This window comes from Pseudomonas sp. AMR01 (genome assembly GCF_041946035.1).
Classification (GTDB): Bacteria; Pseudomonadota; Gammaproteobacteria; order Pseudomonadales; family Pseudomonadaceae; genus Aquipseudomonas; species Aquipseudomonas antarctica_B.
Genome location: NZ_JAUTYR010000003.1, coordinates 186568 through 208117, shown reverse-complemented (window position 1 = coordinate 208117; position 21550 = coordinate 186568). Strand labels below are relative to the sequence as shown.

Below are 21550 nucleotides of genomic sequence, written 5' to 3'. Positions count from 1 at the left end.
GGAATTCCTTATCCGGCGAAAGGTAGCCAAGGGCTGGCGAGGATCACGGCCAGGGTCAGCAGCGCTTGCGCGCCGAGCAACCAGGCCTGTTTGCGCAGCAATTTGAGAGCGCCACGACGGCGTTCGGTCCAGGCGCGGCCAGCGCGCTTGGCCGATTGCAGGCCGAGGGCTTGCAAGGCCCGGTCGAGGTCCGGGGTGCGTTCAGTGTCGCGGGCCATCACGGCGAACAAGTCGGCGTCGAAGGCCACACGCAACGCCCAGTACTTTTGCAGCAGCCCGAGAACGATCATCCACAGGGCGAGCAACAGGCAAATAGTCGAGATGCTCGCCATTAACAGCTGCGCCAGGCCGAATAAGAAGCCGAGCAATGTCAGGCCTGTGGATAACTGATCCAGCGACCGGCCACGACGCAGCAGGCTGGCGACGACCTGCAATTGCATATCAGCGGGCATGGGATAACCCCTCCAAAGCTTGGCGGTGAGCGGGGTGCAGGACAACAGCGGCCCGCGCTGTACGAATAATAGCCAGTGCCTCGTCGACGGTTGCCGCGCGCCCGCTGTGCAGCAGCCAGGCGGCAACGGCGGTGGCGCTACGCGAGTAACCGAGGGCGCAGCACACCAGTAACGGGCCTTTGGAACGCAGGCGTTCGATGGCGTGGGCGGCGTGCAGGCATTCGTCGGGCGTTGGGGTGACAAGGTCCAGCACAGGGATGGATTGATAGGCGCGACCTTGTGGATAAATCGGCAACTCGGCACAGAGATCGACGATGGCCTTGAAGGAGCCTTGCTCACTGGCCGTAGGAATTCGCCCCAGCCAAACGTTATCCACAACCTGATCGGGTTGCGGGCGTTTGCGCGTCCACAGGCGTGAGTTGATCCACGCGCCAGCCAAATAGGGCGCATACAGCCAGCGAGCCGCGGGCGTCAGTCTCCCGTCGGTGCGTTTCTGAAAGCCGCTGGCACCGAGCACGCAGTAATTCGCCATTATCAAAACCAATGAAACGGCAGGCCACAGCAGCCATAACCAACCGCCGCCCAGGACAAAGGCGAGAATCACCAGGACCAAAGCGCCCAGCCCATAACGCAGGCCTAGCCGCCAGCGCTTGGGATCCCGAGCCAGCTTTATATTCAACAGTGGGCTTGGATGTTCCGTCGGCCACAACCACACGCACAGCCAGCCGGCGAGAGCGCCTGTGGGTAAGTCGATAAAGTGATGTTGATAAGTGGTCAGGACTGAAACCCCGATCAGCGCGAACCAGCCGTGAACCACCCAACGCCATAAACCCTGGGTGTGACGCTGGTACATCACCCACAAAATTACCAGCAGCGCGATATGTAACGAAGGCGCCTGGTTGAACGGCTTGTCGAAGCCCGCCAGCACTGCAAACAGCCAGCCGAACACGCCATCCAGCTCCGGCCGTTCGAAGGTGAAACGCAGTGGCCAGATCAAAAAGCAGCTCACCGCGATCAGCTGTGCACTGAGCAGGCGTAGCGCATGTTGTTTCAGCTCATGGCGGCTATTGGGCAGCAGCAGGGAAAAGCCATAGAGCAAGTCGATGGACCAGTAGGGCACGATGGTCCACGCCAGGAACGGCATGTGGGTTTCCCAGGCGAACACCAGTGTGCCGACGTCGCTGCGCTGGCTGGTCACCCACGTAGCGAAGCCGTAGGTGCTGAAAAACAGCGGCGCCAGCAACAGCAGCCAGAGGACCGCTGGTTTCAATAAACCGGGTTCGCGCATGCTCAGATCTTCTGTGCCAGGGACACGGTGAAAATGCCCCACTCATCCACACGTTGGGTGATCTTGCGGAAACCCGCCGCTTCAACCAGTTGATCCATTTCTGCCTGGCTGCGACGGCGCATCACCCAGGCCTGGCCCTGGCGGTGGCTGGTCAACGCGCGGGCAATCAGTTCCAGTTGCGGGTGCCACGGCTGGCCGGTGTAGACCAGATAGCCGCCAGGTTCTACGGCTTCGGCAAGGCCCGCCAGCGAGCCGCCGACCATGGCGTTATCGGCGAACAATTCGTACAGCCCGGACACCACCGCCAGGGTGGGCTTGGGGTCCAGCGCGGCGAGGTCCACCCGGTCAAACGCATCGCCTTTGATGAATTGCGCGATATCCCCCAGGCCTTTCTCGCGAATCAGCGCGCCACCGTCGCGCACGTTGATGTCGCTGTAGTCGCGCAGCAGGATCGATTCCGGCAATGGCGACACACCCTGCAAGGCTTCCAGAATGTAGCGGCCGTGACCGGCGGCAATATCGACGATGCGCACTTCGCGATCGTCCCCGCGCAACTTGGCCATGGCCAGGCGCAGCAGTTCTTCAACGTTCAGCTTGCGTTGGCGAATGCCGCGCCAGCCGATGGAGTTGAGGTAGTTGGTGTCGATCATTCGCCCCAAACCGCCCTTGCCGGTGGGCTTGTTGCGGTACACGTAGTCCAGGGTGCTGCCGGAATCGAAGCCGGTGTCGAAGCCGAGTTTGACGCCATCCGAGAGGTTCTTGCCCAGGCCCATGCTGGCGCGGGTCATGCGCCAGTACAGGTCGCGCAGGGAATTGCGCGGCAGTGGCGCGGCGAGGGATTCGGATTCGGCGCAGGTGGCGCCCAGCTTGTCGGCATCGAGCAGCGAAGCGCGGTCCAGCGGGTGCGCGAAGTTTTGCAGGATAAAGCGTTTGGCGCTGTTCACGGCCACCGCGCGGTCGCGTTCGCCGAGGGTGTCGTGGAAGAAACCGGGCAAGATGTGCAGCTCTTTTTTCAGGCTGCCGAGGCGGTCGAAAAACTGCTGCTGGGGTTTGCGGTGAACTACGAAGTCCGAACCGGAAATCAGCAGTTGCGTCGGCACCTGGATCGCCTGGGCATCGGCTACAACGCGGTCGGCGGCTTCGTACAGGCCGAGCAGCACATTCACCGAGATGGCTTTGGTGATCAGCGGGTCGCTGTCGTAGGACGCCACGCGCTGCGGGTCATGGCTGAGGAACTTGGCCTTGACGTAACTGTTGACGAAAAAGTTGCCGCGAAACCTGCGCATCAGCGCCAGGCCGGGCCGTGCGAAGGGCACGTAGAGCTTGACCTTGAACGCGGGGGAGGCGAGCACCAGCGCGCGGATCTTCGGCGCGTAATCGTGCACCCAAGTCGCTGCGATGACCGCGCCGACGCTTTGGGCGATGACGGCAATGTTTTCTTCTTTGATGCTGTACGTGGCGCCGATGTGGTCGCAGAAGGTCTGCACATCCCGTGCGCTGGTGGCGAAGCTTGGGCTGTCGCCGCGCTCGCCGGGGGATTGGCCGTGGCCGCGGGCGTCCCAGGCGAAGAAGTCGAACTGCGGCAGATCAAGCTCATCCACCAGGTGGGCGATGCGACCCGAATGCTCATGGCCGCGATGGAACAGCAGGATCGCCTCTCGCGGCTCATCACCCTGCGGGGCGGTGGCCGGCCAGTGCCGGTAGAAAAGCTCGACGCCATCATGGGTACTGAAGGTGTGTTCTTGCTGTTCGCGCATCGCAAAAATCCTTATGCAATCGGAGAGGTATTTTCTTCTTTGAGGCCTTGGCGTACGCGGTTCACCAGGGTGTAGGCGAGCAGGGCAGCGACTGTCCACATGACCGCTTGAACCCAACCCGCGCCGAGCCAGCCCAGCGCGACGCCGGTGGCCAGTACACCGAGTACAAAGGCGCGATCACTCTTGCCCATCGGGCCGTCGTAGCGTCGCGAGGCGCCGACCATCGGCCCGAGTACGCCGGCGTACTCGCTGAACACGGCGAGCAGAGCCACCAGCAGCACTGGCGCCAGGCTCACGCCGGGGATCAAGGCAAAGGGCAGGATCAGCGCACTGTCGGCGATCACGTCGCACAGTTCATTGAGGTAAGCGCCGAGGCGCGACTGCTGGCCGAATTCCCGGGCGAGCATGCCGTCGATGGCATTGAGGGCCATGCGCAGGATCATCCACAGGGGGATCAGCGCAAACAGCCAAAGGTGGGCGGCGAAGCTCGCGATCAGCAGGCCGATCAGCACAGAAACAACACCCGCCAGCACGGTGATTTGGTTGGCGGTGGTGCCGTTGTCGTAGAGGCGCTGCACGAGGGGGCGCAGCAGGTTTTGAAAACGCGGCTTGAGCTGATAGATCGAAATCATGGGGGGTGGCGCTTCCTTGTCCGTGAACCCGCGAAAAACTGTTTGGAGTGTGCCGATTAATCGTGGCCTGCACCAGTGATGGCTCGTGTTTCTGGGGGTTTAATCACGGTCTCGCAGGCGTCGCAGAATAAATGTGGGAGCGGGCTTGCTCGCGAATGCGGTCGATCAGCCAGTGCAGTGGTGACTGACCCACCGCATTCGCGAGCAAGCCCGCTCCCACAGGGGTTTTGTGTTGTTTTCAAACAAAAATTTCACGCTCCGTGTTATATCGTAACGAATTGTATACATGTGGGCGTTGAGCGGATGCAAGTGGATCTAGAAGCGGACGGCGCCTCGGTCGAGGGCCTTCCGCGTTTTCAGCAGGGGTTGTTTCACGCACGCAGGCTCCGGCAAGCCGGTATCAGCCTGACGGCCCTGGCAGTGTGCGGTTGGGTACTGGCACTGTTTGTCGCGTTGTTTGCGCCGTTGTCGATCTGGCCGGTGGTGTTGATCAACTGCGCGTCCGCGTTACTGGTGCTGGTGGCCGGTTTGCAATCGGCGTGGTGGGTGGCCGACTGGCGCGCCCAGGCGCTGGAAGAACCGACGACAGCCGTGGTCGAAACAGTCGACGAAGACGCAGGCCTGTATGCGCGTCTTGTGGAGCGTTTCGGTAGCGGGTTGATCGCGCAAATCGGCACCCCCGTTTTGTGGTTGGCCGGCTTGTCGTTGCTGGCGCTGGTCAGCATCATCCAATTCTGGAACCTGGCATTGCCTGCCGCCGTCGTGGGCCAGTCGGCGAGCATCGGTGCCGCGCTGGCCTTGGCGCTGGCGTTTGGCTTGCTGGTATTTGAGCGTCGCCTGGCGCAGGAAACCGCCGCGCAGTGGCCGGAAGCCTCGCAGCTGGCGCAGTTGAGCCGGGTGGCGATTGTGAGCCTGCTGGTCAGTGCCATTTGCTTGCTGTTCGCTGGCGCGCAATCCGTTTGGCCACTGCGCCTGGCGGTGCTGATCGGCCTGTTGCCTGGTTTGGTCGCCGTGGAGCTTTTGCTCAGAGCCGTACTCTCGCTGTTCAGCCCGCGCCAGCCGCGCGTTGAGCCGCGCCTGATGGCGCAGAGCTTTATCGCCGGGCTGCTGCGCTGGCCGCCGCAACCCTTGCAGGCTTTGCAGCACGAATTGCACAACCGCTTCGGCATCGACCTGCGCCAGATTTGGGCATTCACCTACATGCGCCGGGCATTTTTACCGGTGTTGCTGGTGGTGGTGGCTGTGGGCTGGGCGCTGACCGGCGTGCATGAAGTGCCGCTGCAAGGCCGTGGGATTTATGAGCGCTTCGGCAAACCGGTCGAAGTGTTTGGCCCAGGCCTGCATGCCGGTTTGCCCTGGCCGTTGGGCCGCGTATTGAATGTGGAAAATGGCGTGGTGCATGAGCTGGCCACCAGCGTCAGCGAAGCCGCCGCACCGGAACTGGCGCCTGCCGAAGGCCCGGCGCCTACCATTGCCAACCGTTTGTGGGACGCCAGCCATGTCAATGACAAGTCCCAGGTGATCGCCAGCAGCAGCGGCGACAAGCAGAGCTTCCAGATCGTCAATATGGACGTGCGGTTCGTGTACCGCATCGGCCTCAGCGATCACGCCGCGCTTGCCGCCACCTATAACGTTGCCGACGTGCCGACGCTGATCCGCAGCACCGCGAGCCGCATCCTGGTCCACGACTTCGCCTCGCGCACCCTTGACGAATTACTCGGCGAACAGCGCACCAGCCTCGCTGAGGAAGTCGGTCGCGCCGTGCAGGCCGACCTGAAAAAACTCGACAGTGGCGTGGAGATTCTCGCCACCGTGGTGGAAGCCATTCACCCACCGGCCGGCGCGGCGAATGCCTATCACGGCGTGCAAGCCGCGCAGATCGGCGCCCAGGCGTTGATTTCCCGCGAGCGCGGCGCGGCCAGCGAACACACCAACCAGGCCTTGCTGCAAGCCAGCACTGCGCGCGATCAGGCCCTGGCCACTGCACGCGAGGTGAATGCCGGCGCCCAGGCGGCGGACCTGCGTTTTGCCGCCGAACAAAAGGCCTACGCCACGGCGGGCCAGGCCTTTGTGCTGGAACAGTACTTCGGCCAACTGAGCCTGGGCCTGGCCCACGCCAAGCTGCTTATTCTGGATCATCGTTTGGGCGCCGACAGTGCGCCGACGATTGATCTGCGTTCTTTTACTTTGCCGGCCGACCCTTCGGTTCCGCGTAAAGCCGTTCAATAAGGAGTCTGTCTGTTGAGCGCTCATTCTCACGATCACGGTCATCACCATGGCCATCACCACCACCATCATCATGGTGATGAACAGGCCGCTGGCCCTTTCCCTTGGCGGCGTATGGCCTGGGCCTTGTTGTTGGTGCTGTTTGCAGTAGCGGCGGCAAGCCTGGTGCAAGTGCGCTCCGGCGAAGCCACGGTGATTACCCGTTTCGGCAACCCATCACGCGTGCTGCTCGAGCCGGGCCTGGGCTGGCGCTGGCCGGCGCCGTTCGAAGCGGCGATCCCGGTGGACTTGCGCCTGCGCACCACGTCCAGTGGTTTGCAGGACGTGGGCACGCGCGATGGCCTGCGGATCATCGTGCAGGCTTACGTGGCGTGGCAGGTGCAGGGCGATGCCGACAACGTGCAGCGTTTTATGCGCGCGGTGCAGAACCAGCCGGATGAAGCCGCGCGGCAGATTCGGACCTTTGTGGGTTCGGCGCTGGAAACCACGGCGGCCAGCTTCGACCTGTCCAGCCTGATCAACACCGATGCGAGCCAAGTGCGCATTGCCGACTTCGAGGCGCAGTTGCGCCAGCAGATTGATCAACAATTGCTCACCACCTACGGCGTGCGCGTGGCGCAAGTCGGCGTGGAGCGGCTGACGTTGCCGTCGGTGACGCTGACTGCCACCGTCGACCGCATGCGCGCCGAGCGTGAAACCATCGCCACCGAACGCACCGCCGTAGGCAAACGTGAAGCGGCGCAGATTCGTTCCGCTGCCGAGCGTGACGCGCGCATCGTGCAGGCGGACGCCACGGTGAAAGCCGCCGACATCGAAGCGCAATCACGGGTCGAAGCGGCGCAGATTTATGGCCGCGCCTACGCCGGCAACCCGCAGCTGTATAACCTGCTGCGCTCGCTCGACACCCTGGGCACGGTGGTCACGCCGGGCACCAAGATTATTCTGCGTACTGACGCCGCGCCATTTCGCGCACTGGTGGACGGGCCGAAGGACGTTCAGCCATGACCACGCGTGACAGCCCGGACAGCCCGTGGATCCAGGCCGGGCGCCTGACCTTCCTGGCGCTGTACGCGGTGACCGTGTTGGCAGCGTTGGCCTGGGCGTTTTCCAATGTGCGCCAGATAGACCCGCAAAATCGCGCCGTGGTGCTGCACTTCGGCGCGCTTGATCGTATCCAGAATGCCGGGCTGCTATTGGCGTGGCCGCAGCCGTTTGAGCAAGTGGTGTTACTGCCGGCGGCGGACCGGGTGATCGAGCGTCGGGTGGAGAACCTGCTGCGCTCAGACACCGCGATCCAGGCCGATCGCGTGGCCAGCTTTGCCACGCCATTGAGCGATGCGCTGGCCGGTTCCGGTTACTTGCTGACCGGCGACGCGGGCGTGGTGCAACTGGATGTACGGGTGTTTTACAAGGTCACCGAGCCTTACGCGTTCGTGCTGCAGGGCGAGCATGTTTTGCCCGCGCTGGATCGCTTGGTCACGCGCAGCGCGGTAGCGCTGACGGCGGCACGCGACCTGGACACCATATTGGTCGCGCGCCCTGAACTGATCGGCACGGATAACGGCGCCGCCGAGCGTCGTGAACGGCTGCGCGGTGATCTGGTGCAAGGCATCAACAAACGCCTGACGGAGTTGGCGTCCACCGGTTTGGGGTTGGGCATTGAAGTCACCCGTGTGGATGTGCAATCGAGCCTGCCGGGCCCGGCGGTGAATGCGTTCAACGCCGTGCTGACGGCCAGTCAGCAAGCGGATAAAGCCGTTGCCAATGCGCGTACCGACGCGGAAAAGCTCACGCAGACCGCCACTCAGGATGCTGATCGTTTGGTGCAAGTCGCCCACGCTCAGGCCAGCGAGCGCCTCGCCAACGCCCAGGCGCAAACCGCCACCGTCGCCAGCCTCGCGCAGGTTAAGGACCCGGGCTTGCTGCTGCGGCTGTACCGCGAGCGCCTGCCGAAAATCCTCGGCCAGGCTGGCTCCGTAACCACGGTCGACCCCAAAGACGACTCCCGCTTGATCATTCAGGGAGCTGAACAATGAGCGCACCCATGCTGACGTCCGCCGAGCAGCGCAGTGCTGCGCGGCAATTGACCCTGGCCATGTTGGCGTTGGGCTTGTTGATATTGGGTTTGGTGTGGCGCTGGTTGGCGCCGGATCAAATGGGGGTGAGCCAGTTATTGCTGGGCGTGGCTTCTTTATTAGTGGCCGTGCCGGTGATGCGTTCTGCGTGGTACAGCCTGCGTTTCCCAAGCCTGCATGGCATCACTGACCAATTGATCGCCCTGGCGATGATGGGCGCATGGGCCACGGGTGATCTGCTCACCGCCGCGCTGCTGCCGATCATCATGATCTTCGGCCATGTGCTGGAGGAGCGCAGCGTGATCGGCTCCCAGGAAGCGATTCACGCCCTGGGCAAACTGACCCGCAGCCACGCGCGGTTGGTGCAGGCCGACGGCAGCATCGTTGAAGTGGATAACGGCACGTTGAACACCGGCGATATCGTCGAAGTGCGTGCCGGTGACCGAGTGCCCGCCGATGGCGTGGTGCTGTCCGGTCAGGCCAGCCTGGATACGGCGCCGATTACCGGTGAGTCGGTACCGCTGGAAGCCAGTGTGGGCGTGCAGGTGTTTGGCGGAGCGATCAACCTGGATGGCCTGCTGCGCTTGCAGGTGACGCGCACCGGTGATGAGTCGACGTTGGGCAAGGTCATCGCGTTGATGCAGAACGCCGAGCGCTCCAAGCCGCCGATCACGCGGCTGCTGGAGCGTTATGCCGGCAGTTATATGGTGCTGGTGTTGCTGCTGGCGGCGGTGACCTGGTTTGTGACCAATGACGCCCAGGCAATGTTGGCCGTGCTGGTGGCGGCGTGCCCGTGTGCGTTGGTGTTGTCGGCGCCGGCCACAGCGATTGCGGGGATTGCCGTCGCGGCGCGGCATGGGATTTTGATTCGCAGCTCGGCGTTTCTGGAAGAGCTGGCGGACCTGACGTCATTGGTGGTCGACAAGACCGGCACGCTGACATTTGGCACGTTGCGGTTGCAGTCCATCGAAACCACCGCGCCGGATCGGCAGGTGTTATTGAACCTGGCAGCCAGCCTGGGTTCTGCGAGTAGCCACCCGGTCAGCCGCGCGTTGGCGGGGTTGGCGACGCACGAGCAAATGCTGGCGTTGACCGATATCCGCGAGCGCCAAGGCCTTGGCGTGGTGGCGCAGACCGATCAAGGCGAGGCGGCGCTGGGGCGGCCGGAGTTGTTCGAGCAGTTGGGCATTACCACCACGGCGGTTCCCATTCATGACGGGCCGATTGCCGGGCTGGCGTTGAACGGGCAGTTTCTGGCGTGGATGTTGCTGGCGGACAGCGTCAAGCCGGAAGCACGCCAGGCCCTGCAAGAGCTGCGGGATTTGGGCCTGGGCCGCCAGTTGCTACTGACCGGCGACCGTCAAAGTGTTGCCGACAGCCTGGCGCTGGACGTGGGTATCAGCGACGTCGAAGCCCAAGCCTTGCCGGAAGACAAACTCAACCGCGTGCTGGGTGAGATCAGCAGCGGCTTCCGGCCAATGGTGGTGGGCGACGGCATCAACGATTCGCTGGCACTCAAGGCCGGTGTGGTCGGCGTGGCGATGGGCGCGGGCGGGGCGGATATCGCCTTGGCGTCGGCGGACGTGGTGTTGATCGGCAGCGATTTGCGCCGCTTGGGCACCTGTGTGCGCTTGAGCCGACAGTGCCGACACACGCTGCAGGTTAACGTGATCATCGGCCTGGGCTGGACGCTCGCTATTGTGGTGTTCGCCGCATTTGGCTGGTTGGGCGCGGCGGGCGCCATGATTGCGGCGGTGCTGCATAACCTCAGCACCTTGCTGGTGCTGGGTAATGCCGGGCGTTTGCTACGCTTTCAGGAACCCCTTTTGAAGCTCGACGAATAATTTCTGGAAATATTTGCACAGGGCTGTAACGCCGATGAGGGACCTCACTCTAGTGGTGTGTCGAGACTGAACAATCCGTTTGGACCGACTCCCATATTGATTCTCGAGGAATACAAAAATGAACATCAAAAATGCCGTTTCCGGTGCTGCCCTGGCTTTTGCTGCCGCCACTATGTTTGCCGGTGTCACCACCCAGGCACAGGCCGCCGACGCTCCTGTTCACTGCTACGGTGTGACTTCCTGCAAAGGCATGAACGACTGCAAAACTGCTGATAATGCCTGCAAAGGGCAGGCTGCTTGCAAGGGCCACGGTTTCAAGGCGATGACCAAGGCAGCCTGCGATGCCGCTGGCGGCAAAGTCGGCGAATAACCGGCACCGAGTGCTCCCGCAGCGGATGCCCCCACCGCTGCGGACACTTTGCCCAGGAGTGTTTGATGTCCGCTTCCCTTCCAAGTCTGGGTTACGGCCTGGGTTTACGCAGTGAGTACTATCAGCAGATCCTTGAACAGTCGCCGGCCGTGGATTGGTTCGAAGTGATCTCCGAGAATTATCTGGTCCAGGGCGGCAAAGCCTTGTACTACCTGGACGCTATCGCCGAACGCTATCCCTTGGTGATGCATGGCGTGTCCCTGTCTATCGGTGGGCCGCATGCCCTCGATATCGATTACCTGAAACAAATAAAGCAGCTCGCCGAGCGCATTCAGCCCGCGTGGATTTCCGATCATCTGTGCTGGAGCCGTGGCAGCGCGCACCAGTTGCACGATTTGTTGCCCTTGCCTTACACCGAAGAAAGCCTTTACCACGTGGCCGCCCGCGTTCGCCAAGTGCAGGACGTGCTGCAGCGCCCGCTGGTGCTGGAAAATGTCTCCAGTTACGTGCGCTCCAAGGCGGATGAGTTTACCGAGTGGGAATTCCTCAACGCGCTGGCCCATCTCACCGGCTGCCAGCTGCTGCTGGACGTTAATAATGTGTACGTGAGTTCGCGTAACCATGGTTTTGACGCGTGGACGTTTATTCGCAGCCTGCCACCGCAAAGCATTCGCCAGTTGCACCTGGCGGGGCATATGGACTACGGCGACTACGTGGTCGATACCCATGACCACCCGGTGTGTGACCCGGTGTGGGCGCTGTATCAACAGACGCTCGAACATTTGGGGCCGGTGTCGACCTTGTTGGAGCGCGATGACCATTTTCCGCCGTTCGAGGAGCTGCTCACCGAGTTGAGCAAAGCCCGCGAACTGGGCGCGACCGCGTTGGCCAGGAGGACGCTATGCGCCTGACCGACTGGCAGTTGGCCTTCGAACAGCACCTGTTATCTGAAACCTCCATCGCCAACAGCGACTTTGCCGCCACGTTAATCGGCGGGCCGACGCTGGACGTGGACACGGGCCTGGCGATTTATCACAACGCCTATGTATCGAGGTTGCAGGAAGTGTTGCGCCATGACTTCGGCGCGATCTGGTATTGGCTGGGCGACGATGAATTCGCGTTACTGACAGAGGCCTATGTGCGCCGTTATCCCTCCGCCCATTACAGCTTGCGCTGGCTAGGCGAGCGCTTCCCGGCGTTTATTGCGCAACACTTGGTGGCTGAGCAAAGCCCGCCGCTGGTTGAACTGGCGCGCCTGGAATGGGCGTTTACCCTGGCGTTCGATGCGCCGCAGGGCGAGCCGCTGAGCCTGAATGACATGGCCTCGCTGCCACCTGAAGACTGGCCGGGTTTGCAGGTCACTCTGGCGCCTTCGGTGCAGCAGGTGCGTTGCCATTTCAACAGCGTGGCGATCTGGCGGGCCAGCAAGGACGAGTCGGATTTCCCCGAAAGCCTCGCGCTTGAGTCGGCGCAGATTTGCCTGGTTTGGCGCCATCAGAACGTATGTCACTACCGCAGCCTGGAACCTGCAGAAGCCTGCGCGCTGGCAGGCATGGTGACGACCGGCTGGAATTTTTCAGAACTGTGCGCTGAGCTGGCAGTCACTTATGCAGAGGGTGCCCCTTTGCAGGCCGTTACGTGGCTGAAACAGTGGATCCAGGACGGTTTGCTCGAGCGCCGATTTCCATAGTGGAGAGCTATCAAATCGATAGCCTCCTACTTTGTCTTCGGATGGACTACCCTCACATCAGACGTCTGAAACATGGGGGGACTCGTCATGCTCGCGCAACTTCCACCGGCCTTACAGAATCTCAAGTTACCGCTACGTCTTCGACTCTGGGACGGCCATGAATTCAACTTGGGCCCCGAGCCCAGCGTGACCATCGTGGTGAAGGACCCCACGATCGTCAGTCAACTGACCCATCCCACGCTTAACTCACTTGGCGAGGCCTTCATTGAGGGCAGGCTGGAGCTGGAAGGCTCGATTGCCGAAGTGATTCGGGTGTGTGATGAATTGAGTACCGCCCTGGTTGATGATGAGGACACGCACCCCGTGCGTTCGATCCACGACAAGGCGACTGACGCAGCGGCGATTTCCTACCATTACGACCTGTCCAACGAGTTTTACCAGCTCTGGCTGGACCAGGACATGGCGTATTCCTGCGGTTACTTCGAGACCGGCAGCGAATCCATCGACCAAGCCCAACAAGACAAATTTCGCCACTTGTGCCGCAAATTGCGCCTGCAGCCGGGGGAGTATTTGCTTGATGTGGGCTGCGGATGGGGCGGGCTGGCGCGCTTTGCCGCGCGGGAGTTCGGCGCGAAAGTGTTCGGCATTACCCTGAGCAAGGAGCAGTTGGCGCTGGCTCGGGAGCGTGTGAAAGCCGAGGGCCTGGACGATCAGGTCGACCTGCAACTGCTCGACTACCGCGACCTGCCACAAGACGGCCGTTTCGACAAAGTGGTCAGCGTGGGCATGTTTGAACACGTCGGCCACGCCAACCTGGCGCAGTACAGCAAAACCCTGTTTGGCGCCGTGCGTGAAGGCGGCCTGGTGATGAACCACGGGATTACCGCCAAGCACACCGATGGTCGCCCGGTAGGCCGTGGCGCGGGTGAGTTTATCGAGCGTTACGTATTCCCCAACGGCGAACTGCCGCACCTGGCAATGATGACCGCCGAACTCAGCGAAGCAGGGCTGGAAGTGGTCGACGTTGAAAGCCTGCGCCTGCACTACGCACGCACCCTGGACCATTGGAGCGAGCGCCTGGAGGACAACCTGGAAGCGGCGGCGAAAATGGTACCGGAGCAAGCGTTGCGCATCTGGCGGCTGTACCTGGCCGGCTGCGCCTACGCGTTTGCGCGGGGCTGGATCAACTTGCATCAGATTCTGGCGGTGAAGCCCCATGCCGATGGCAGCCATGAACTGCCGTGGACGCGGGAGGATATCTACCGCTGATCTTCAAAACACTGCACATCAAAAAACTGTGGGAGCTGGCTTGCCTGCGATGGCGGTGTATCAGGACCAGATGAGTCGACTGATAGACCGCAATCGCAGGCAAGCCAGCTCCCACATTGGTTTTGTATTGGTTGTTAGAGAATGGGTGAAATCAAACGCGCCACCCGCATGCCCAGCTGTTGAAGGCGGCGGGTCTCGCGGCTTTCTTCTTTGCTGACCTCATGGGCCAGGGCAAAGTCAGCCAGCAGCATGTGCTCAACTTCGCTGGCAAACGCCTCGTCCACCGTCAGCAACATCACCTCGAAATTCAGCCGGAACGAACGGTTGTCCATGTTCGCGCTGCCGATGGCGCTGATTTCACTGTCCACCAACACCACCTTCTGATGCAGAAACCCCGGTGTGTAGCGGAACACCCGCACCCCGGCGCGTACGGCTTCGATCGCGTAAAGGCTGGAGGCGGCGTAGACAATTTTGTGATCAGGACGCGACGGCAGCAGCACGCGCACGTCTACGCCACGCAGAACAGCCAGGCGCAGCGCAGAGAACACGGCTTCATCGGGGATGAAATACGGGCTGGTGATCCACACCCGTTCGGTGGCGGCGTGGATGGCCTCTACAAAAAACAGCGAGCAGGTTTCATACGGGTCGGCCGGGCCGCTGGCGAGCAACTGGCAGAGCACGCCGTCTTCGGGGTAGGTGTCCGGCAGAATCAGCGGCGGCAATTCGCGCGCGGCCCAGAACCAGTCTTCGGCAAACGACTCTTGCAGGCACGCCACCACCGGGCCGGTGACTTGCACATGGGTGTCGCGCCATGGCGCCAAAGGCGGCTTTTTGCCAAGGTATTCGTCGCCGACGTTATGCCCGCCGACAAACCCGGTAATGCCGTCCACCACCACAATTTTGCGGTGGTTGCGAAAGTTGACCTGGAAGCGATTGAGCCAGCCGCTGCGAGTGGCGAAGGCTTTGACTTTGACCCCGGCGTCGCGCAGCGATTGCACATAACGGTGGGGCAGGGCGTGGCTGCCGATGCGGTCGTAGAGCACATGAATGTCGACGCCTTCGGCTGCTTTTTCCTTCAGCAAGGTATGTAACTGCCTGCCAAGCTCGTCGTCATGAATGATGAAGAACTGAAACAGCACCGCCGTTTTGGCGTTGCGAATGGCCTCGAAGATCGCGCCAAAGGTGGCGTCGCCATTGATCAACAAGCGCACTTCGTTGTTGGCCAGGCACGGCATGCGCCCCAGCTTGGGCATCGCGCGCAGCGACGCGTAGGCGCTGGAATTGCGCGCGGCCAGGGCTTCTTCGACCCACGGGCGCCAGTTCAGCTCGGTGATCGCCTTGTGCATTTCCTGGTTGGCCTGGCGCCGCGCCTGGATGTACGCGTCGAAGGTACTGCGGCCAAAAATCAGGTAGGGAATCAGCGTGAGGTAAGGCATGAACATCAACGACAACGCCCAGGCGATCGAGCCTTGGGCGGTCCTGACGGTCAGCACCGCATGGATGGCGGCGAGGGTCCCGAGAAAATGCAGCGAGGCAATGAAGTAGGCGAGCAGGTGCGGGCCAAAAAAATCCATGAACGACATCTCTCCAGACAGTCCAGTGCCTAACAGACCATGTCTGACGGCGATTGTCGCTATTTTATTTGCCGTGCAACACTGGCGGCTTTGCGGCGTCTAACGCCCACAATTACCCAGGAGTTACCCGATGAATGCTCGTCTGCTAAGTTTGGCCATGGTTGTTGGTTTGTCGCTGCCCGTGGCGGCTCAGGCACAGATGCTGGCGCCGGGTTTGTGGGAATTGACCACCAGCAATATGAAAGTCGATAACCAGGACCTGCCGGACCTTTCGCTGATCCTCGGCCAACTGAAACAACAGATGACCCCTGAGCAGCGCGCGATGCTGGAAAAACAGGGCATCACCATGGCCGGCAAAGGCGTGCAGGTGTGCCTGACGCCAGCGCAGGTCGCCTCCGATTCGATCCCCCTGACGGACCCGCAGTCGGGCTGCAAACAGGAAGTGACCGAGAAGAACGGCAACCAGTGGAAATTCCGCTTCAGCTGCCCGAAAGCCCAAGGCACCGGCGTGGCCACCTTCAAGAGCCAGCAGGAATTCACCACCACGGTTAACGGCACTTTCAATGTCACCGGCATTCAGCAGAAAGGCAGCCTCGACAGCCACGCCCAGTGGCTGGGCAACGATTGCGGTACGGTCAAACCTCGCGCTTAACGCACAAAGTGCAGCGGCAAACCCTGGCAGCTGTCGACCACCTGGCCGTCGTGCCACGCCAGGTGGCCTGACACCAGCGTGGTGCTGACGCTGTGACGCAAGCTGCGCTCGGCGAACGGTGTCCAGCCGCAGCGTGCCAAAATCGGCTGGCTGCTCACCGGTTTGCCTTCGGGCTCGGGCTGGATCAGCACCAGGTCGGCCCAGTAGCCCTCGCGTAAGTAACCACGATCAGGAATGGCGAACAGATCAGCCACGCGGTGACTGGTTTTCTCCACCAGCGTAGTCAGCGGCAGGTGCCCGTCAGCCACCAATTCCAGTAGCGCCGGCAGTGCGTGCTGCACCAGCGGCAGCCCGGACGGCGCTTCGCGATAGCCCAACTGTTTTTGCGCCCAGGTATGCGGCGCATGGTCACTGCCAATCACATCCAGGCGATCACTCAGCAAGGCCAGGCGCAGCGCGTCGCGGTCGGCGCGGGTCTTGATCGCCGGGTTGCATTTGATCTGGTGGCCGAGTCGGTGATAGTCACGGTCATCAAACAGCAAGTGATGCAGGCAGACCTCGGCGGTGATGCGTTTTTCCGCCAGAGGTTTGTCTTCGAACAGCGCCAACTCGCGGGCGCTGGTGAGGTGCAGCACGTGCAGGCGCGTGCCGTGACGCTTGGCCAATTCCACCGCAAGCGAGGATGAGCGATAGCAGGCTTCGGCATCGCGGATCAGCGGGTGAGCGACGGCGGGAATGTGCTCGCCAAAGCGCTCGCGCAGGCGTTGCTCGTTGGCCAGGATGCTGGGCGTGTGTTCGCAATGGGCCAGCAAAATGGTCGGCACTTCGGCAAACAATCGCTCCAGAATTCGCGGGTCGTCCACCAGCATATTGCCGGTGGAGGCACCCATGAACACTTTGACCCCGGCGACTTCCCGCGGGTCGAGGGCGGCGACGGTGTCGAGGTTGTCGTTGCTCACGCCAAAGTGAAAGCCGTAGTTGGCCACCGAGTGCAGCGCAGCGCGGCGTTTTTTATCGGCCAGGGCTTCCAGGTTCAACGTGGCGGGGTTGGTGTTGGGCATGTCCATGAAGCTGGTGATGCCACCCGCGACCGCCGCGCGGGATTCGCTGTAGAAGCTGCCTTTGTCCGGCGCGCCGGGTTCGCGAAAGTGCACCTGGTCGTCGATCATGCCCGGCAGCAACCACTGACCTGCAGCGTCGATTTCCACCGGCTCGTTGTAGCCTTCCAGGCTGGCGGCGATCTTCTCGATACGGCCATTGGCGACCAGCACATCGGCGTCGAATTCCTGGCCTTCATTGACCAGGCGGGCGTTGCGAATCAGCACACGGCTCATGGTTCAGAACTCGTTTTGCAGGGCTTTATAGCCACGCACCAAATCGACGTTGGTGCGCGCCACGTCCTCGGAAAACTCCGAGGCGCTGATGCTGACCGGCGGGAATTGCGACAGGTCAGTGTTCGGCCCGATGCGGGTGGTGGAAGGCACGTAGAACGCGTCGGGCAGGTCGCGGCCGTCGACCACCGAGTTGTGGCGCACCACGCAGCCGTCGCCCACGGCGCAGTTGAACAACACGCTGTTGAAACCGATAAACACGCGGTCGCCGACGGTGCAGGGGCCGTGGACGATGGAGCGATGCGCAATCGAGGTAAATTCGCCGATGGTGACCGCTGCGCCGGATTTGGAGTGGATGACCACGCCGTCCTGGATGTTCGAGTTGGCGCCGATGGTGATCGGGTCCATGGCGCCGCTGGCGTTGACTTCGTCGGCGCGGATGACCGCGTAGGGACCAACGAATACGTTCTCGCCGATGATGACCTTGCCGCAGATGATTGCCGTCTTGTCGACGTAGGCCGACTCGGCAATCACCGGCAGGTCGCCGGAAGGGTTCTTGCGAATCATGGTGTGGGCTCCGTGATGATGTGGACGTGGTTGCCGTCGATGGCGTTGTAGAAGCAAGTGACTCGGCCGGTGTGGCAGGCCGGGCCACGTTGGTTGACGATCAGCAGCACTGCGTCGCCGTCGCAATCCAGGCGTGCTTCGACCAACTGTTGCCAGTGGCCGGAGCTTTCGCCTTTGCGCCACAGTTGCTGGCGCGAGCGTGACCAGTAGCAGACTTGCCCGGTGGCCAGGGTTTCGATGAGGGCCTGGCGGTTCATCCAGGCCAGCATCAACACCTCGCCGCTGCGGTGTTGCTGGGCGATGGCGGCAATCAAGCCATCGCTGTTCCACGGCAGGGCGTCGAGCACGCTGTCGAGTGGAAAGCGGCTGCCGAGGGCAGCCTTTTCCAGATCGAGCATGCTCAAGGTCATGGCTTGCTCAGGGCGGCGCACAGGGTGTTGAGGTTGTATTCGAACAGACCGGTAAAGGTGCTGGCGGGGCCTTCGGCTGCGAGAGCGTCGGAGTACAAGGTGCCGCCGATCTGCGCGCCGCTTTCGTCAGCGATCTGCTTGAGCAGGCGCGAGTCCTTGATGTTTTCCATGAACACGGCCTTGACCTTGTCTTTGCGGATCTGGGTGATCAGCGCGGCGACTTCGGCAGCAGACGGCTCACGTTCGGTGGACAGGCCTTGTGGCGCGAGGAACTGAATGCCATAGGCCTGGCCCAGGTAGCCGAACGCGTCATGGGAGGTAACGATGCGGCGGTTGCCCGGTGGCAGTGCGCCAAACTTGGCCTTGGCTTCGGCCAGCAAACGGTAGATTTCTTTCAGGTAGGTTTGGCTGTTGCGCTCGTAGTCCGCCTTGTTGGCCGGGTCGGCGGCCACCAGTGCCTTGGTGATGTTGTTTACGTAGATTTCGGCATTGGCCAGGTTGTGCCAGGCGTGCGGGTCGGGGATGGTCTCGCCGTCCTCTTCCATGGTGTGGGAGATCACGCCTTTACTGGCGGTGACCACCGTGGCTTTGGTCTCGGTGCTGGTCACCAGACGGTCCAGCCATGGCTCGAAGCCGAGGCCGTTCTTGATGATGACCTTGGCCTTGAGCAACGCTTTGGCGTCGTCCGGCGTCGGCTCATAGGTGTGGGCGTCGGAGTCGGGGCCGACCATGTTGCTGATCTGGATGTGGTCGCCACCAATCTGGTGGGTCATGTCATCGAGAATACTGAAGCTGGTGACCACCTGGAGTTTGTCGGCGGCCTGGGCCATCGACAGGGGCAGCAGGATACTGAACAGCACGAGTAAAGCGCGCATCGGGAAACACCTCATTGGGATGTAAGAGAGGGCGGCCGGCGCAGCAAACCGTGCACCGGACCGAAAACCACGGACAGCAAATACCCAGCGCCAGCCACCAGCACGATGGCCGGGCCGCTGGGCAATGAGTAATAAAACGACAGCAACAAACCGAACCACACCGACAGGCATCCCAGCACCGCCGATACCGCGATCAACACCGGCAGGCGCCGGCTCCAGAAACGTGAAGCAATGGCCGGCAACATCATCAAGCCCACGACCATCAAGGCGCCGATGGCCTGGAAACCGATCACCAGATTCAGCACCACCAAGGTTAAAAACAAACCGTGGGCGAGTGGGCCGAGGCGGCTGACGGTTTGCAGGAACAGCGGGTCGAGGGTGTCCAGCAATAGCGGCTTGTAGATCACCGCCATGGCGATCAGGCTGAAACTGGAGACCCACAGCATGCCGGTGAGGGTGGTTTCATCCACCGCCAGCGCAGAGCCGAACAGCAGGTGCAGAAGGTCCAGGCGTTTGCCGGCGATGCCGAGGATCAGCACGCCGGCGGCGAGGGAGATCGGGTAGATGGCCGCTAGGCTGGCGTCTTCACGCAGGCCGGTGCGGCGCGTGATCCATGCAGATAAACCCGCCATGCTCAGGCCGGCGCCAAGGCCGCCAATGGTCAAGGCAGGCAGGCTGATGCCGGCAAACCAGAAGCCCAGCGCAGCGCCGGGCAAGATGCCGTGGGCCACGGCGTCACCGATCAGGCTCATGCGTCGCAGGATCAAGAAAACGCCCAATGGCGCAGTGCTGCACGCGAGTACGAGCCCGCCGATGAGGGCGCGGCGCATGAAGACAAAATCCTGGAACGGCATCCACAGGTGGGCAGCAAAGTGCATCAGGCCACCTGCATGTGCGGTTGCGGGCGTATCAGTTCTTTACTGGTGCCGAACACGCAGCCGGTGCTTTTGATCTGCACCACGTTCTGGGTGTGATGGCGCACGGAGGCGAGGTCGTGACACACGATGACCACCGTGCGGCCTTCATCGTGCCAGGCGTGCACGTGTTTCCAGCACAAGGCCTGGCCTTCTTCGTCGAGGGCCGCATGGGGTTCGTCGAGCAGCAACACCGGCGCTTCGGCCAGGCTCATACGGGCGAGCAGGGCGCGTTGCAGTTCGCCGCCGGACAACGCCATCAGCGGGCGATGTTCAAGGCCGGTGAGGCACCAGTCTTCCAGCACGGCTTGCAGGCGATGGCTGCGTTGTTCCGTGTTGAGCTGGGTGCCCCAGAAACCGGCGGCGACCAATTCTTGCAGGCTGATCGGAAACTGGCGGTCCAGGTGTTGCTGCTGGGGCAGAAACGACAGACCGCCACGGCGTGGAACATCCACCGTGACCTTGCCCGCCAGCGGCTTTTGCAGGCCGGCGATGACTTTGAGCAGGCTGCTTTTGCCAGTGCCGTTGGCGCCGATGATGCCGGTGAGGCTGCCTTTTTCCAGTGTGAGGTCCAGGGCAGGCGTCAGCGGTTGGCCGGGGGCGCCCCAGCGCAAAGCGTTACAGGTGATCATGCAGGGTTTCTCGTCCAGCGGCTTTCAGCCACGGCATCGTGCGCGTGCAGGCTTTCGGCGTGGATCACTTTCAGGTGGAAGGCTTTGACGGCATCCGAGCGTTTCAAGGCGAGGTTCAGGCGGCGCGCGGCGTCTTCGCAGAACATCAGGTTCTGCCCGTTGGCCAGGGCGAAGGCTTGTTCGTCCGCGCGTTTTACAGCGGTTTGCACGGCGGTGCCGAGGGCGGTTTCTACATCGTCGATCAGGGCGCTGAGCGGCAGATCGGGCAGCGTTTCATCCAGTTGGATTGATAACTGCGCGCTGCTGCGCTGGCTGTGAGGCGTGGCGACAATGCCGTCGGCGCTGCCGAGCCAGGTCAACACGTCTTCATGCTGCAACGGCGTGTTGGCGAAATCGGCGAGAAATTGCTGCTGAATCAACTGCCTGGCGAGGGCAGCGGAGCACGGGCAGGTTGAGGAATAGGTAACGTCAATTTTTAGTTCCACGTGGAACATCTGGTTTTCAAGACGCGCCTCGATGCTCACCGGGTAGCCTTTCCAGCCGGCTAGCGGGCTGACCAAAGCTGCGCGTTTGAGCAGCAAGTCTGTGTGAATACGCAGGTAGGCGTTCTTAGATAAACCTTCATGACTCTCCAGAAACCGCTCAAGTAGAGTACGCAGAAGCGCAGGCGTTAGCGGCTGTTGGTCGAGCAATTCCAGCGCCAGGTAGAGGCGTGACATATGAATGCCACGGGCTTCACCGTCGTCCAGGCTTACACCTGCATCGGCGGTGGCGGTCAGGCGCTGGCCATCGATGAGGATCGGCAAAGCGATGCCGCACATGCCAACCCAATCGAGTGGCAAGGCTTGGCGTGAAGCCTGCGCGGCGATATCCGGCAGAGTCAGCGCATTCATGGGCAGGTCCATCGTTGGAAATAAAAAGACATGTTATATTATAACTATTGAGTCGACGATGATTTTTCTATTCCAGTCTTTCTTCAGTCATGTCGAGCA

The 21550-nt window shown here is 61.9% G+C and carries 21 protein-coding genes; 9 read left to right on the top strand and 12 right to left on the bottom strand.

All coding sequences use genetic code 11. From position 1 onward, the window contains the following. Positions 1 to 8 precede the first annotated feature (8 nt). From Q7C20_RS04445 to Q7C20_RS04430, 4 genes are read right to left on the bottom strand one after another with little or no spacing between them, the layout of a single operon-like run. Positions 9 to 452 carry a hypothetical protein gene (locus tag Q7C20_RS04445; RefSeq protein ID WP_348055735.1) on the bottom strand — a complete coding sequence of 148 codons (444 nt, stop codon included), beginning with the start codon at positions 450 to 452 and terminating at the stop codon, positions 9 to 11. Continuing rightward, positions 442 to 1740: a phosphatase PAP2/dual specificity phosphatase family protein gene (locus Q7C20_RS04440; RefSeq protein WP_375065748.1), complete on the bottom strand. Its 1299-nt coding sequence runs from the start codon at positions 1738 to 1740 to the stop codon at positions 442 to 444. The genes Q7C20_RS04445 and Q7C20_RS04440 overlap by 11 nt, the downstream gene beginning before the upstream one ends. Before the next feature lie 2 nt (positions 1741 to 1742). Continuing rightward, positions 1743 to 3497: a bifunctional alpha/beta hydrolase/class I SAM-dependent methyltransferase gene (locus Q7C20_RS04435; protein ID WP_375065746.1), complete on the bottom strand. Its 1755-nt coding sequence runs from the start codon at positions 3495 to 3497 to the stop codon at positions 1743 to 1745. An 11-nt stretch (positions 3498 to 3508) separates the two neighbouring features. After that, on the bottom strand, positions 3509 to 4129 hold the full coding sequence (locus Q7C20_RS04430; protein ID WP_375065744.1) for a CDP-alcohol phosphatidyltransferase family protein: 621 nt from the start codon (positions 4127 to 4129) through the stop codon (positions 3509 to 3511). 303 nt (positions 4130 to 4432) lie between these two features. Between Q7C20_RS04430 and hflK (Q7C20_RS04425) the strand changes: the two genes are divergently transcribed. The 8 genes from hflK (Q7C20_RS04425) to cfaB all read left to right on the top strand — a co-directional run bounded on the left by hflK (Q7C20_RS04425) (position 4433) and on the right by cfaB (position 13603). Then, complete coding sequence (gene hflK, locus Q7C20_RS04425; RefSeq protein WP_375065742.1) at positions 4433 to 6358, top strand: protease modulator HflK; 1926 nt, start codon at positions 4433 to 4435, stop codon at positions 6356 to 6358. A 12-nt stretch (positions 6359 to 6370) separates the two neighbouring features. Continuing rightward, a complete protein-coding gene (gene hflC / locus Q7C20_RS04420) occupies positions 6371 to 7360 on the top strand; it encodes a protease modulator HflC (protein ID WP_177004980.1) in 990 nt (329 codons plus the stop codon). Then, the gene (gene hflK, locus Q7C20_RS04415; protein WP_375065739.1) at positions 7357 to 8391 is read left to right on the top strand and encodes a protease modulator HflK; all 1035 of its coding nucleotides are present in this window, start codon (positions 7357 to 7359) and stop codon (positions 8389 to 8391) included. Before hflC ends, hflK (Q7C20_RS04415) begins: the two co-directional genes overlap by 4 nt. Beyond that, positions 8388 to 10274, top strand: a complete 1887-nt coding sequence (locus Q7C20_RS04410; RefSeq protein ID WP_375065737.1) for a cation-translocating P-type ATPase — start codon at positions 8388 to 8390, stop codon at positions 10272 to 10274. Before hflK (Q7C20_RS04415) ends, Q7C20_RS04410 begins: the two co-directional genes overlap by 4 nt. Before the next feature lie 118 nt (positions 10275 to 10392). Continuing rightward, positions 10393 to 10644, top strand: coding sequence for a hypothetical protein (locus Q7C20_RS04405; RefSeq protein ID WP_348055725.1), 252 nt, complete (start codon positions 10393 to 10395; stop codon positions 10642 to 10644). 65 nt (positions 10645 to 10709) lie between these two features. Continuing rightward, positions 10710 to 11555 (top strand): DUF692 domain-containing protein, encoded by an 846-nt coding sequence (locus tag Q7C20_RS04400; RefSeq protein WP_375065735.1) that lies wholly within the window; start codon positions 10710 to 10712, stop codon positions 11553 to 11555. Then, positions 11546 to 12334: a putative DNA-binding domain-containing protein gene (locus tag Q7C20_RS04395; protein ID WP_375065733.1), complete on the top strand. Its 789-nt coding sequence runs from the start codon at positions 11546 to 11548 to the stop codon at positions 12332 to 12334. The genes Q7C20_RS04400 and Q7C20_RS04395 overlap by 10 nt, the downstream gene beginning before the upstream one ends. 87 nt (positions 12335 to 12421) lie before the next feature. After that, positions 12422 to 13603: a C17 cyclopropane fatty acid synthase CfaB gene (gene cfaB / locus Q7C20_RS04390; RefSeq protein ID WP_348055719.1), complete on the top strand. Its 1182-nt coding sequence runs from the start codon at positions 12422 to 12424 to the stop codon at positions 13601 to 13603. A gap of 134 nt (positions 13604 to 13737) precedes the next feature. Here cfaB and cls read toward each other — a convergent pair whose 3' ends face one another. Continuing rightward, positions 13738 to 15177, bottom strand: coding sequence for a cardiolipin synthase (gene cls, locus Q7C20_RS04385; protein ID WP_375065730.1), 1440 nt, complete (start codon positions 15175 to 15177; stop codon positions 13738 to 13740). Between the two features lie 130 nt (positions 15178 to 15307). Here cls and Q7C20_RS04380 point away from each other — a divergent pair, with 130 nt between their 5' ends. Then, on the top strand, positions 15308 to 15829 hold the full coding sequence (locus Q7C20_RS04380; protein WP_375065728.1) for a DUF3617 domain-containing protein: 522 nt from the start codon (positions 15308 to 15310) through the stop codon (positions 15827 to 15829). Here the strand turns inward: Q7C20_RS04380 and Q7C20_RS04375 are convergent. Genes Q7C20_RS04375 through folE2 form a run of 7 tightly spaced genes read right to left on the bottom strand, consistent with a single transcriptional unit; the run spans position 15826 to position 21451 of the window. Next, positions 15826 to 17163: a dihydroorotase gene (locus Q7C20_RS04375; RefSeq protein WP_375065726.1), complete on the bottom strand. Its 1338-nt coding sequence runs from the start codon at positions 17161 to 17163 to the stop codon at positions 15826 to 15828. The genes Q7C20_RS04380 and Q7C20_RS04375 overlap by 4 nt on opposite strands. 3 nt (positions 17164 to 17166) lie before the next feature. Continuing rightward, the gene (locus Q7C20_RS04370; RefSeq protein ID WP_375065724.1) at positions 17167 to 17727 is read right to left on the bottom strand and encodes a DapH/DapD/GlmU-related protein; all 561 of its coding nucleotides are present in this window, start codon (positions 17725 to 17727) and stop codon (positions 17167 to 17169) included. Beyond that, positions 17724 to 18137 (bottom strand): phosphoribosyl-AMP cyclohydrolase, encoded by a 414-nt coding sequence (hisI, locus tag Q7C20_RS04365; RefSeq protein ID WP_375065722.1) that lies wholly within the window; start codon positions 18135 to 18137, stop codon positions 17724 to 17726. Before hisI ends, Q7C20_RS04370 begins: the two co-directional genes overlap by 4 nt. Further along, a complete protein-coding gene (locus tag Q7C20_RS04360) occupies positions 18134 to 19012 on the bottom strand; it encodes a metal ABC transporter substrate-binding protein (protein ID WP_375065720.1) in 879 nt (292 codons plus the stop codon). Before Q7C20_RS04360 ends, hisI begins: the two co-directional genes overlap by 4 nt. Positions 19013 to 19023: 11 nt before the next feature. After that, positions 19024 to 19890 carry a metal ABC transporter permease gene (locus Q7C20_RS04355; protein ID WP_375065718.1) on the bottom strand — a complete coding sequence of 289 codons (867 nt, stop codon included), beginning with the start codon at positions 19888 to 19890 and terminating at the stop codon, positions 19024 to 19026. Then, entirely contained in the window at positions 19890 to 20558 is a 669-nt protein-coding gene (locus tag Q7C20_RS04350; RefSeq protein ID WP_375065716.1) for a metal ABC transporter ATP-binding protein, read from the bottom strand. The genes Q7C20_RS04355 and Q7C20_RS04350 overlap by 1 nt, the downstream gene beginning before the upstream one ends. Then, on the bottom strand, positions 20555 to 21451 hold the full coding sequence (gene folE2 / locus Q7C20_RS04345) for a GTP cyclohydrolase FolE2 (RefSeq protein ID WP_375065714.1): 897 nt from the start codon (positions 21449 to 21451) through the stop codon (positions 20555 to 20557). Before folE2 ends, Q7C20_RS04350 begins: the two co-directional genes overlap by 4 nt. Positions 21452 to 21550: the final 99 nt, after the last annotated feature.